Here is a 13,178-nt window from a genome sequence, read left to right on the forward strand (position 1 = left end):
TTAAAAATCTGAATAAATGTTAGGAGGTTAAAAAAGGATATTTTTTTTTGATTTTTGTAAGGAACAAAACTATTAGAAAACCCAATATTGGATAAGAAAAACCAAAGCATAGTAATTAAATTCTAAATAGTATGTCTGTTTGGTCCTTATTAGCAGTCTCAAAACTCTTGTGAAATAATTATTTTTGGGTGTTTAGTCTAATTTTATAATGAGTTAATGAAAAATAAAGATTAAATATTACTTGGGGTTGTTTAAAAAAACCCAAGTAATATTTATTAAGGCTGTTTGGAATGGCAAAAAGGCTAAAGGAAAGAAATAATTCCACTTTAGCTTTTTTTCAAAAGTTGCTCATTTGAAAAACCACTGGAATTTATTGAATTCGTTCATATCCTATTAACGGATGACCATAAGGTCCAGGCTCAGATACATCAATTATTATTTTGTATTCATGACCTGCTTCAAAAGGAACGTAACTATAAGAATATTTAAATGGTCCTCCCTTGTTATTACTATTAAAAATTTCTAGAAGGACACTGAATTTATTGGATGGATGAAAATAGCCAATGGGGTTGTCTTTTTTTGAAAATGTAAGTTCAGAGTTTTCTATATCAGAGGCTTGGAGCGTAACCTGGTAATCATATGTGACATTATTGGAATCAACATAAGTGTTTTTAAAATCCGCTGTAAATACTACGCTAACTTTTGCACTCTGAAGTGTACAAGTTAGAGCAGTTTCAGTCTTTCGATTTTTCTCAATACGAAATATGTTACTTTTTGCTCCATACAATGGCTTATCAAATGATGAAGCTAAAGCATTTTTTGATTTGACTTCTATATAATAATCCCTTACCTCCAGATCAAGCTCAGAAGGGACCTTGGTGGCATCGTCATAAAACTTTATTTGTTCATGGGTATCTGCTTTGTGGATGCTCACCTCAAAATCTTGAAGTTCTAGCCCTGTATCTCCAGGGGTTAAGGTTAATGCCAGTGTACCGGTACCTTCTCCATCTGGGCTCCATACCACTGGACAATAAACTTCTACTTCAAGAGAACTATCTTCTTGAATGGTAAATACCTCACTCTTTCCTTCGTAATGATGGATTTCCAATTCTTCATTAGATTGACCGATTACATAATAAGAGCCAACTTCCAATTCAATGGTTTCTGGCATTTCACTTGCCTTATCAAAGCTCATTACAATTTGATGATCTTCCGAATTATAAATACTAACGAAAAAATTTTCTGTGTTAGCTTCGGCATCTTCTGCGGTGATCTTTATTTTTATCTGGCCAGTAGGAGTTTTTTCAATCAGTGTACAAATAATGTCTATATTTTTAAAAACACTCTCATTACTGATCTCAAACTCCTCACTTTTACCTTCATAATATAAAGGTTCCAAATCTTCAGTTGAATGCGCTATGATATAGTAAATTCCAGGATCTAATTCAATGGTTTCCGGAATATCCTTGGTTTCTTCAAAGGTTTTGACTGCCTCTCCTTCAGCACTATAAATGGTAGTTTTAAAGTGGGTTGTTTCTATCTCTTCATCTTCCACAGTTAAGTTAATAGAAAATGTCCCCTCTTTCTTTAAAGTACATAAAACCTCAATTTGTAGTGTTTCATTCTCTTTAATCTCAAATTCCTCACTTCTGCCTTCATAATATAGGGGGTCCAAATCTTCGGAAGAATGCGCTATGATATAGTAAATCCCAGGCTCCAGTTCAATTTCTTCAGGAATATCAGTCGTTTTGCCAAAGCTTTGCATTTCTTGTCCTTCAGAATCAAAAATAGTCACCTGAAAGTTATCGATGTTTATTTCTTCATCTTCTGCTTTAAGGTTTATGGATAATTTTCCTTTAGTGTTTGTCCCAAGCTCTTGAATTTCTGATTTTTCACATGAGAGAACCAAGAATGATAAAAGGAATAATAAAGGGAGAAAATAATGTTTCATAAAAATGTAGATTTAATTAAGGTTAAAAAATAGATCGAAGTAATCTATAAAAACTGTTTTGGAAGTATAAACTTACATTTGGGTTTTTGAAAAAACAATTTTCCTTTTAGGTTTAGAAAACTTGTTAAAGACCAGTCCTAAACATTCTTAAAATAGGTCCATTTCTTTATCTGAATGGGTTGTTTTTTTATTTTCTAAAGGAAGAAATTACATGTTTCTTGAAGTAAATATATAATACCTTCATTGAAAGGCGAGTGGAGATTTGGGTAGAATTAACCGTTTAAGCAACAAGTATTCTTCTCAAACATTTTCAAATAACATAACCTTGAATTGGGTCAAATTAACTGTTTTCTACCAAGGGTCATATCCTGATTTTGACTAGTCTTAGAAAAAAATTAATACAATAAATTTGGTGGTTAGGATTTTTTGCCAAATATTTGCCAAAGCAATGAACGCTATAAAGCCAACATATCAATTTTTAATTTCTAACAACAGCCCTGTTGTTAGCAGGCCTTCTGTATTCAGGATCAGGCCCGTGTGGGTCGTGTAATTTTTGGTGGAGTTACGTACTCTGCTTCCTTTCATTCATTCTATTATTATCCATTTATTTAGTTTTTATCAAACTTTAGCTTGCCGATCAGGCAGACAGATGGCTATTGATTCATTCGTCATTTGGCTGGTCTTTTTTGAGCTGAGGATTTTGATAGCGTTTAATTGTAAAGTCATGCAGTTTTTAATTGAAGAGGCAGGCAAACAGCATATACATTTCGCTAAGGAATTGAGTGAAATGTTGGAAGTATCCGCCAATAAGCGAGGAACGGGTATTGCCAAACGATCAGCAGAATATTTAAGTGATAAAATCAAGGAGGGAAAAGCTGTTATTGCTTTTAGTGGGCAAGGACAACTGGCAGGATTTTGTTATATAGAAACTTGGAGTCATGGAAAATATGTGGCCAATTCCGGATTGATTGTTCATGAGGAGTTTCGAAAGTTTGGTTTGGCCAAAAAGATAAAGGCTCAAATATTTAAACTTTCCCGAGAAAAGTATCCTGATGCAAAAATTTTTGGGATAACAACCAGTTTGGCCGTGATGAAAATTAATTCTGAGTTGGGGTATAAACCGGTTACTTTTTCTGAATTAACTCATGAGGAGGAATTTTGGGCAGGTTGCAAAAGCTGTAAAAATTACGATGTGCTTCAGCGAACCGGCAAAACCCATTGTTTATGTACTGGGATGTTGTATTCCCCTGAAAAAGATCAAGCCATAAAAGAGCAACAAATAGAAGGTTTTTCTGCTACCCAAATTCCTGTTCCCATCTTTCATAAAATAAGGCGCTACTTTCATATCAGAAGGTTTAGGCGTTGATTACCATTCCTTTTCTTATTCACAAAACCTTTCTGATAGTTCTTTAATCCTCTATCTGCCCTTTGTTAGGAGGTGTTAAGAGTTGTTTCCCTTTGCTTTATTCTTTAGAAGAAGGAAATCAGGTAAATAGACTTTCAGGAAGGAATTTTCTCCAATGTCTGGGGATAATTGATTTTAAAAAATTTAAAGCACTTAAAAGTAAATAGCTCCAATCTTACTTAAAGCTTTTTCGCTGATGGCATAGATTGTTTTAAAACCTAAATTCCGATGAAAAACAAGAAGGTCGTTTTAGCATTTAGTGGGGGATTAGACACCACTTATTGTTTAAAATATTTGAAACAAGAAAAAGGTTTGGAGGTGCATACTGCCCTGGTCAATACAGGAGGATTCTCACCAGCCGAATTGGAACAAGTTCATCAAAGAGCCCTTGAACTGGGGGCCAACTCTCATAAAAATTTAGAACAAACTGAAGTGTTTTATCAGCAAGCTGTGAAATACCTGGTTTTTGGAAATGTATTGAAAAATAATACCTATCCTTTGTCGGTAAGTGCTGAGCGAATATTTCAGGCCATGGCCATTGCTGAATATGCCCAAAAAATTGGGGCTGATTATGTAGCACATGGAAGTACAGGAGCGGGCAACGACCAGGTTCGTTTTGATTTGGCTTTTCAAATAATCGCTCCCAATGTGGAAATTCTTACTCCTATACGGGATCAACAATTGAGCCGCCAGGCCGAAATTGATTTTTTGAAAGAGCACGGAGTGAATATTAGCTGGGAAAAGGCGCAATATTCCATTAATAAAGGTTTGTGGGGTACAAGTGTTGGAGGAGCTGAAACCCTTACTTCTCACTTACCTCTTCCGGAAGAAGCCTTTCCTAGTCAATTATCAGAAACTACCCCTTCCCAAATTAGCTTGAAATTTGAAAAGGGAGAGATCATAGGAGTGAATGGGAAGACTCTGGATCCGGTGGAGTCCATAAAAAAAATTGAAGCCATTGCGTCAAAATACGCCATTGGTCGGGATGTACATGTGGGTGATACCATTATTGGCATTAAGGGACGTGTGGGGTTTGAGGCCGCTGCTCCTCTTCTTTTGATTAAAGCCCATCAAGCATTAGAAAAACACGTGTTGACCAAATGGCAAATGTATTGGAAGGAGCAGCTTGCTAATTGGTATGGGATGTTGCTGCATGAAGGACAGTTTTTAGAACCTGTTCTTAGAGATATTGAAAAATTTCTCGAAAGCAGCCAGCAGCAAGTGAGTGGAAATGTTTATGTGGAATTACACCCTTATCGGTTTCTGATTCAAGGAATTAAGTCAGATCATGATATGATGAATTCCAAATTTGGAGATTATGGGGAGCAGAACAAGGCCTGGTCAGGAGAAGATGTAAAGGGTTTTACCAAGATATTGGCCAACTCTACTAAGATTTTTTCAAACGTAAATGATATGGAGTCATGATCAAAGTGGGAATTATCGGAGGAGCAGGCTACACTGCCGGTGAGCTGCTTCGTCTTTTATTACATCATCCGGCAGTAGAAATTTCTTTTGTACAGAGTAATAGTCAGGCCGGCCTAGCCCTAAGTAATGTGCATCAGGATTTAGTGGGAGAAACAAATTTGTGTTTTACCTCTGGTTTTGATTTCAATGTGGATGTCTTGTTTTTGTGTATGGGGCATGGACGTTCAGCCGAATATTTGAAGAAGCATCCCATTTTGTCGTCGGTAAAGATCATTGATTTAAGTCATGATTTTCGTTTAAAAGCCCATGCTTATCAGAGTGACCGGAGCTTCATTTATGGATTGCCCGAATTGCAGCGAGCTGCAATTCAGGAGGCTGAAAATATTGCCAATCCTGGGTGTTTTGCTACTGCTATTCAGTTGGCCCTTTTGCCATTGGCGGCAAATGATTTATTGCAGGATGAGTTACATGTGCATGCCATCACCGGGGCAACGGGAGCAGGGCAAGCACCAAGCTCAACTACACACTTTAGTTGGAGAGATAATAATTTATCGGTGTACAAAGCTTTTAATCATCAACATTTGGGAGAAATAGAGGAAAGCCTGAATATCCTTCAAAAGAATTTTAGTCAGGAGATTAATTTCATTCCCATGAGGGGGAATTTTAGTCGGGGGATTTTTGCATCGGCATATATTAATTGTTCGCTTTCTATGGAAGAGGCAAAAGACCTGTATCAGGAATTCTATCAACAGGCTGCCTTTACACACTTAAGTGAGCAGCCTATACACCTGAAGCAGGTGGTAAATACTAATAAAGCTTTATTACACTTAGAGGTTCATAAAGGGAAATTATTGGTCTGTTGTGCATTAGATAATCTATTAAAAGGAGCCTCAGGCCAAGCCATCCAAAATATGAATCTAATGTTTGGCTTACCAGAGAAGGCTGGACTTCAACTAAAAGCTAATTTATTTTAAACCCAGAGTCATGGAACTATTTGATGTTTACCCTCTCCTAGATGTAGAACCGGTTAAAGGAAAAGGAGCTTATGTTTGGGATAAGGATGGAAATAAATACCTGGATTTTTATGGAGGACATGCGGTGATCTCCATTGGGCACAGTCATTCACAATATGTAGAAAAAATTCAAGTGCAATTGCAGCAACTGGGTTTCTATTCCAATTCGGTAATAAACCCTTTGCAAGGAGAATTAGCCCGAAAACTAGGTGAGCTATCCTCTTATCCCAACTACCAATTGTTTCTATGCAATTCTGGGGCAGAAGCCGTTGAAAACGCACTAAAATTGGCCTCTTTTTCCACTGGTAAAAAAAAGGTGGTGGCCTTTAGTGGGGGCTTTCACGGAAGGACTTCCGGAGCTTTAAGTGTAACGGATAATCCAAAATTGGCTGCCCCTTTTAACGGCGGTCATCTATCCGAGATACTTCCATGGAATGATGTAAAGGCTTTGAAGGTTTGTCTTCAAGGTGGAGATGTAGCTGCAGTCATAATAGAAGGTATTCAGGGCTTGGCAGGAATTCATGAAGCCTCTTCATTTTTCTGGAAAGCAATCCGGGAGTTATGTGATCAATACGACTGTCTCCTCATTGTGGATGAAGTGCAATCGGGTTATGGACGTAGTGGAAAGTTCTTCGCTCACCAACACTATGGTATTAAAGCAGATTTGATTACCGTGGCCAAGGGAATGGGTAATGGTTTTCCCATAGGGGGGGTGTTGATTCACCCTGATATTGAAGCCCACTACGGAATGTTGGGCACCACCTTTGGTGGAAATCACCTGGCTTGTAGTGCAGGAATAGTGGTTTTGGATGTTTTGAAAGAGGAAGGGTTGATACAACATGCTGCAAAAATGGGGGATCTGCTTAGGGAGGAATTGACCTTTATCCCCAAGATCAAGACCATTAGCGGAAAAGGATTGATGTTGGGTTTGGACTTTGACTTCCCTGTGAAAAATCTCAGGAATCAACTAGTAATTCAAGAGAAAATTTTTACAGGTGCAGCAGCCAACCCTAACATTATGCGTTTGCTACCCCCTTTGTCCATTTCAGAAAAAGACGTAAAGCATTTTGTAAAAGGACTAAAGCATGTTTTATAAATTTCCCATGGGGATTAGGAAATAAAAAAATGAAAAAATTTACTTCAGTAAGAGATGTTCCATCGGTGGATGCTCTGGTAAAGAAAGCGCTGGCATTAAAAGCGCAACCCATCCAGCCAACCGTCGGACAGCACAAGGTATTGGGCTTGGTATTTTTTAACCCTAGCTTAAGAACACGGTTGAGTACCCAAAAGGCTGCCTTTAACTTGGGCATGCAATGCATGGTAATGAATGTGGGACAGGACGGTTGGCAATTGGAAATGGGTGAAGGTACCGTAATGGACGGTTCTTCACAGGAACATATTAAAGATGCGGTTCGGGTCATGAGCGAATACTGCGATATTTTGGGGGTAAGAACCTTTGCTGCTTTGAAAAAAAGGGAGGAAGATTATCAGGAATTAGTACTTGAGCATTTTTTGAATTATGCCAAAGTCCCCATTATTAGTTTGGAGTCTGCTACACGTCACCCTTTACAATCTTTGGCGGATTTGGCTACCATAGCATCTTTTGGCATAAAACGACCTAAGGTGGCGGTCAGTTGGGCACCACATCCGAAAGCCTTACCCCAGGCAGTGACCAATTCTTTTTTGGAGTGGGTAAAAAAGATGGATGCGGAAGTTGTTTTAGCCCATCCTCCAGGTTATGAGCTGGAACCTTCTTTTGTGGAAGGAATTAAGGTGGTGGATCAACAGGAGGACGCACTTCAGGGAGCTGATTTCGTCTACGTAAAAAACTGGTCCAGTTATCGGCATTATGGAAAGGTGTTACCTGTAACCGAAAATTGGATGCTGACTCCCAAAAAGATGACTTTGACAAATCAAGGGCGCTTTATGCATTGTCTGCCCATTAGGAGAAATGTGATTGCAACTGATGAGGTTATCGAGCAATCCATTGTTTATCAACAAGCGAAAAACCGTGAATATGCGGCACAAGCGGTATTAAAAACTATGCTGGAGGAGATTTCATGAAAAACTTACATATTGTTAAAATAGGTGGGCATATCATAGATGATAAGGATGCTCTTGATAATTTTTTGGATGCTTATTCACAATTGGAAGGAGGGAAGCTTCTTGTGCATGGAGGGGGTAAATTAGCTTCCTCCTGGAGTAAGAAATTGGGGCTTCCGGTGAACATGCATAAAGGAAGACGGATAACGGATGCCTCAGCTATAGAACTGATTACTATGGTTTATGCAGGGTTGAATAAACAAATTACCGCCCAATTACAGGCCAGAGGATGTACAGCCTTGGGATTAAGCGGGGCGGATTTAAATTGTATTCCAGCAAATAAAAGAGTTCACCCGAATATTGACTTTGGATTTGTGGGGGATTTATCCCTTGAGACATTGAATGTGGAACTGCTGGTCAAGCTAATTGAGCAAATGGTGGTGCCTGTTTTTTGTGCCTTGAGTCATGACGGCAATGGTCAATTGCTAAACACAAACGCTGATACCATTGCAGCCACTTTGGCAAAGGCTTTTTCATCTTACTTCCATTGTCAATTATGGTATTGCTTTGAAAAAAAAGGAGTTTTGACTGATATCGCTGATGAGGAATCTTGGTTGTCAACTTTGAATAAGAAGGATTTTGATGAGATGGTGAAAAATGAGAAAATTCATGATGGCATGTATCCCAAACTCGAAAATGCTTTTTCTGCCCTGAATGAAGGTGTGCAAGAAGTAGCCCTCAAACATGCCGATAATTTATTAGACGCCAATGGAACCTATTTAAAAAAATGAAAAGCGACGCTCTCACTCAAAAAGCCATTGGGCTATTAAAAGATCTGATTGCCATTCCTTCCCTTTCTAAAATGGAAGAAGGTACTGCCCAATTATTGGAAAATTTTTTTTCGGATCAGCAAATTCCGGTTTTCAGATCTCAAAACAATGTTTGGGTAAAAAATCAATATTTTGATCCGACAAAACCATCTATTTTACTGAATTCTCATCATGATACTGTAAAACCTAATGCCGGCTATACCCTTGATCCCTTTACACCCTCTGAAGCAGATGGGAAATTATATGGTTTGGGAAGCAACGATGCAGGTGGGCCTCTTGTAGCCATGATTGCAACTTTTTTACATTTTTATGATGAGCAAGGTTTAGGTTACAACCTTATTTTGGCTGCTACAGCCGAGGAGGAAATATCCGGAGAGCAAGGTGTTGCTTCCGTTTTGGAAAATATTGGTCCAGTAGATTTTGCGATTGTAGGTGAACCTACTTTGATGCAAATGGCCACAGCTGAAAAAGGCCTTATGGTTTTGGATTGTGTGGTAAAAGGCAAAAGTGGGCATGCTGCTAGAGAGGAAGGGGAAAATGCCATTTATAAAGCACTAGAGGATATCCATTGGTTTAAGAATTTTCACTTTGAGAAGCAATCAGAACAATTGGGTCCAATAAAAATGACAGCCACCATTATTGAGGCTGGAAGTCAACATAATGTGGTTCCCGATTCTTGTCATTTTTGTGTTGATGTACGTACTACAGATGCCTATACGAATGAAGAGGTTTTGGAGATAATTCAAAAGAGTGTACAGTCCGAAGTTAATCCCCGCTCTTTTCGTTTACAATCCTCTTCCATTGCTATGGATCATCCTATAGTAAAGGCAGGAGTAGAATTAGGAATCTCCACTTATGGTTCACCTACTACATCGGATCAAGCGGTAATGCCTTTTTCTTCTTTAAAAATGGGGCCAGGAGATTCTGCACGTTCCCATACAGCGGATGAATTTATCTATGTAAATGAAATAGAGGAGGGAATAGGAATTTACATCAATCTACTAGAGAAGGTAATTTGTAGGTAGGGTGATAATTGGTAATTTATCATATTCCAAATTGTATGAATAATTAATAAAATAATCCAATGATTAACGAAAGTGTTTTTGAGAATTTCCCACAACTAGAAAGTGAGCGATTAATTTTTAGAGAAATCAAAGTTAGTGATGCTGCTGATATTCAATTTATCCGTTCCAATGATCAGGTTATGAGCTATATGGAGCGCCCAAAGCATTTGTCCAAAAATGATTCTGAAATATTCATTTTAAAGAAGAAAGAAGCTTACAGAAATAAAAAGGGAATTTATTGGGCAATCATTGAAAAGTCAACCGAAGAATTTATTGGGGATTTTGCCTTTGGGAATATAATAAAAGAAAATGCAAGAGCTGAAATTGGATATACCTTAAAGCCTCAATTTTGGGGAAAAGGTTATATGAAGGAAACCATGGTTAGCCTGATAAATTTTGGTTTTAATGACTTAAAACTACATAGTTTTGAAGCAGACGTAAATCCGGAAAATGAAAATTCGAAAAAAGCACTAATAAAGATGGGGTTTAAAAAGGAGGCCTACTTCAGAGAGAACTTATTCTTTAATGGAGAATTTTTCGATAGTGAGGTTTATTCCTTGTTAGAGCGAGATTTTATTTACCATAAAAAAAGCACAAACAAACTGTAAAGAATTGTAATGGGTCAAAGTCTAACGCACAATCTTTCTACCGTCTTTACAGGGCAGGAAATTGGCTATAGCAGCAAGAAAGAATTTAGAAAAGGATTTGATTATGAAACTTTGGGATAAAGGAAATACCGTAGCGCAAAATGTAGAGGCTTTTACAGTAGGTAAAGATCGAGAGTTGGACATAGTGCTTGCCAAATATGATTTGTTAGGATCTATAGCCCATGCACAAATGTTGTCTTCTATAGGTTTGCTTAATCAAGAGGAGTGTGATAAACTTACTTCCGCCTTAGATCAAATGCTCCAGAAGTTGGAGGAGGGGAGCTTTGTCATCGGAAGAGAATTTGAAGACATTCATTCTAAAATAGAGTTTGAGCTGACACAGCAATTGGGAGAAATTGGGAAAAAGATTCACTCGGGACGATCTCGCAATGATCAGGTCTTAGTTTGCCTGCATCTTTTTATGAAAGATGAAATTCAGTCGATAAAAAAGTTAATTTCATCTCTATTCCAAAGATTAATTGCGCTTAGTGAGAAACACAAGGAAAAAGTCATTCCAGGGTATACGCATTTGCAGGTGGCAATGCCATCTTCATTTGGACTTTGGTTTGGCGCATATGCAGAATCTTTAATTGACGATATATATTTACTAAATGCCGCCTACAAGATTTGTGACCAAAATCCTCTAGGATCCGCAGCCGGCTATGGTAGTTCCTTTCCATTAAATCGTCAAATGACCACTGATTTATTAGGATTTGAAACTTTAAAATATAATGTGGTAGCTGGTCAGATGAGTCGGGGGAAGGCAGAAAAGTCCCTTGCCTTTGCCATGGCATCAGTGGCCGGGACTCTTTCTCGTCTGGCCATGGATGTGTGTCTGTACATGAGTCAGAATTTTGGTTTTCTTTCTTTTCCCGATGAGTTAACCACAGGGTCTAGCATTATGCCACATAAAAAGAATCCTGATGTTTTTGAGTTGATCCGGGGAAGATGTAATAAAATTCAGAGTCTGCCTCAAGAGTTGGTTCTGATTACCAATAATCTTCCAAGTGGTTACCATCGGGATTTACAATTGTTGAAGGAATCTTTGTTTCCCACCATTGAAAGTTTGAAGTCTTGTCTGGAAATGACGGAGTTTATGTTTGAGCATGTTCAGGTTAATACGGATTTCTTAAACGATGAAAAATATGATTACCTCTACAGTGTGGAAGCGGTAAACAAGGAAGTGATGCAAGGATTGCCTTTTCGAGAGGCTTATCAAAAAGTGGGAAAAAGTATTCAGCAGGGAGAATTTACCCCAGACAAATCCTTAGACCATAGTCATGAAGGGAGTTTGGGGAATTTGTGTAATGCACAAATTGAGGAAAAATTTAAAAGGGCCTTTGAATAGGGATCCTGAACCATTATAAAGAAAAAAGACTGCCCTATTTTTTGGGGCAGTCTCCTAATAACATTATACTTTTTGAATAATTATAAGGGGTGTTGCTTATTGTTGTGTAACTATTGCAGTATTATTTCCTGATTGCATAATGTTACTCACATTGCCACTGCTTAATTGGTTTACTTCCGCATAGTTTCCAGCACCATTTAAATCCATACCCTGATTGATGGTGCTCGTATTATTATTTCCTATCTGATTAACTATAGCTTCATTGTTAACTTCACTTTGAGCAATTTCTGACAAATTCATATCTCCTGATTGAAAAGTTAAAGCAGTATTAGTGAAGCCATTTTGTGCTGTGGTTGCCATATTGTCGGAACCAGACTGTTGAGTGATCGCATTATTATATTCTCCCAATTGGTCCACAGAAGCCATATTTACGTCTCCGCTTTGATTAATATCTGCAAAATTAAAATAAGTTCCATCAGAGGATTGGTTGATTGAGGCATTATTGAAGGATCCTGACTGATCAATTGTACCTATATTGTTCCAATTAAGGAAGGCATTTTGATGAATTTCGGCACCATTTTCTTCTCCAGATTGATTTATTTGGGCATTATTACTACCACCACTTTGCAATTGTTCGATAAAGGCAGAGTTTCGGTCTCCGGATTGATCGACTCCCGCATAATTGAACTGACTTCCACTTAAATTTTGATCGATGCTGGCGGAGTTTTGATCTCCGGATTGATTAATATGAGCCTCGTTTAAGAACGATCCATCAATTTGGTGAATTCTAGCCTCATTATTATCTCCAGATTGATTAAGGTCTGCTATATTGATAATACTAGATGGCCCTAATTGATTTACCGCGGCGTCATTATTATCTCCGGATTGATTAATAGTGGAAGTGTTACCAAGATCTTCCTGATTTACTGTGGCCAGGTTGCTAACCGCATCGCTTTGTATTATAGTAGAGGTATTCGAGCCCGATTGAGTAACATTGGCTTCGTTTTCTTCTCCAGAAGCACCTCCTGATTGATCTACAACGGAGACATTTGTTCCGGTTTGGTTTACATTAGTAATGTTTTCTCCGATTTGATTTACAGTTGAATTGTTTTGTGCCCAAGCAAGGCTTCCAGCACAAAGAAGTGCTCCAAATAATAAAATGGTTTTTTTCATGATTTTTTTAATTAAAAATGGTATAATTTAGTTTGCTATAGAATAAATATATTAATTAATTTTTGTAAAGTATAATTATTATTTGAAAAAAATATTTAAATTTTTTTTGAGGTTTTTTTGTGAAAAAAGTCTTATATTATATTAGTAGATTATGAAAATAGAAGAGGGTGCTTGCTTCTGAGGGTTGAGTGAATATAGGTATTTGGTTAATTTAGAAGAGATTTATTTGCTAATCTTTAAATGTTCAAATATATCTAGTCCTAATAAACTATAATTAAC

General features: G+C 37.7%; 11 protein-coding genes. 9 read left to right on the forward strand and 2 right to left on the reverse strand.

All coding sequences use genetic code 11. The features are described 5' to 3' along the window. Positions 1 to 370: 370 nt before the first annotated feature. Complete coding sequence (locus E1171_RS18190; protein WP_155207485.1) at positions 371 to 1,951, reverse strand: DUF4493 domain-containing protein; 1,581 nt, start codon at positions 1,949 to 1,951, stop codon at positions 371 to 373. Between the two features lie 724 nt (positions 1,952 to 2,675). Between E1171_RS18190 and E1171_RS18195 the strand changes: the two genes are divergently transcribed. The 9 genes from E1171_RS18195 to argH all read left to right on the forward strand — a co-directional run bounded on the left by E1171_RS18195 (position 2,676) and on the right by argH (position 11,726). Then, a complete protein-coding gene (locus E1171_RS18195; protein ID WP_155207486.1) occupies positions 2,676 to 3,317 on the forward strand; it encodes a GNAT family N-acetyltransferase in 642 nt (213 codons plus the stop codon). Between the two features lie 267 nt (positions 3,318 to 3,584). After that, positions 3,585 to 4,781 carry an argininosuccinate synthase gene (locus E1171_RS18200; protein ID WP_155207487.1) on the forward strand — a complete coding sequence of 399 codons (1,197 nt, stop codon included), beginning with the start codon at positions 3,585 to 3,587 and terminating at the stop codon, positions 4,779 to 4,781. Further along, positions 4,778 to 5,755, forward strand: coding sequence for an N-acetyl-gamma-glutamyl-phosphate reductase (gene argC / locus E1171_RS18205; RefSeq protein WP_155207488.1), 978 nt, complete (start codon positions 4,778 to 4,780; stop codon positions 5,753 to 5,755). Before E1171_RS18200 ends, argC begins: the two co-directional genes overlap by 4 nt. Before the next feature lie 10 nt (positions 5,756 to 5,765). After that, entirely contained in the window at positions 5,766 to 6,890 is a 1,125-nt protein-coding gene (locus E1171_RS18210) for an aspartate aminotransferase family protein (protein WP_155207489.1), read from the forward strand. A gap of 29 nt (positions 6,891 to 6,919) precedes the next feature. Then, positions 6,920 to 7,858 (forward strand): N-acetylornithine carbamoyltransferase, encoded by a 939-nt coding sequence (locus tag E1171_RS18215; RefSeq protein ID WP_155207490.1) that lies wholly within the window; start codon positions 6,920 to 6,922, stop codon positions 7,856 to 7,858. Further along, complete coding sequence (gene argB, locus E1171_RS18220; RefSeq protein ID WP_155207491.1) at positions 7,855 to 8,628, forward strand: acetylglutamate kinase; 774 nt, start codon at positions 7,855 to 7,857, stop codon at positions 8,626 to 8,628. The genes E1171_RS18215 and argB overlap by 4 nt, the downstream gene beginning before the upstream one ends. Continuing rightward, on the forward strand, positions 8,625 to 9,692 hold the full coding sequence (locus tag E1171_RS18225; protein WP_155207492.1) for a M20 family metallo-hydrolase: 1,068 nt from the start codon (positions 8,625 to 8,627) through the stop codon (positions 9,690 to 9,692). The genes argB and E1171_RS18225 overlap by 4 nt, the downstream gene beginning before the upstream one ends. 59 nt (positions 9,693 to 9,751) lie before the next feature. Continuing rightward, positions 9,752 to 10,339 (forward strand): GNAT family N-acetyltransferase, encoded by a 588-nt coding sequence (locus E1171_RS18230; RefSeq protein ID WP_155207493.1) that lies wholly within the window; start codon positions 9,752 to 9,754, stop codon positions 10,337 to 10,339. Positions 10,340 to 10,442: 103 nt separating this feature from the next. Next, entirely contained in the window at positions 10,443 to 11,726 is a 1,284-nt protein-coding gene (gene argH / locus E1171_RS18235) for an argininosuccinate lyase (RefSeq protein WP_155207494.1), read from the forward strand. Between the two features lie 96 nt (positions 11,727 to 11,822). On the opposite strand, the gene E1171_RS18240 is transcribed toward argH, so the two are convergent. After that, positions 11,823 to 12,899 carry a hypothetical protein gene (locus E1171_RS18240; protein ID WP_155207495.1) on the reverse strand — a complete coding sequence of 359 codons (1,077 nt, stop codon included), beginning with the start codon at positions 12,897 to 12,899 and terminating at the stop codon, positions 11,823 to 11,825. Positions 12,900 to 13,178 lie beyond the last annotated feature (279 nt).

The organism is Xanthovirga aplysinae (assembly GCF_009711365.1).
GTDB classification, from domain to species: Bacteria; Bacteroidota; Bacteroidia; order Cytophagales; family Cyclobacteriaceae; genus Xanthovirga; species Xanthovirga aplysinae.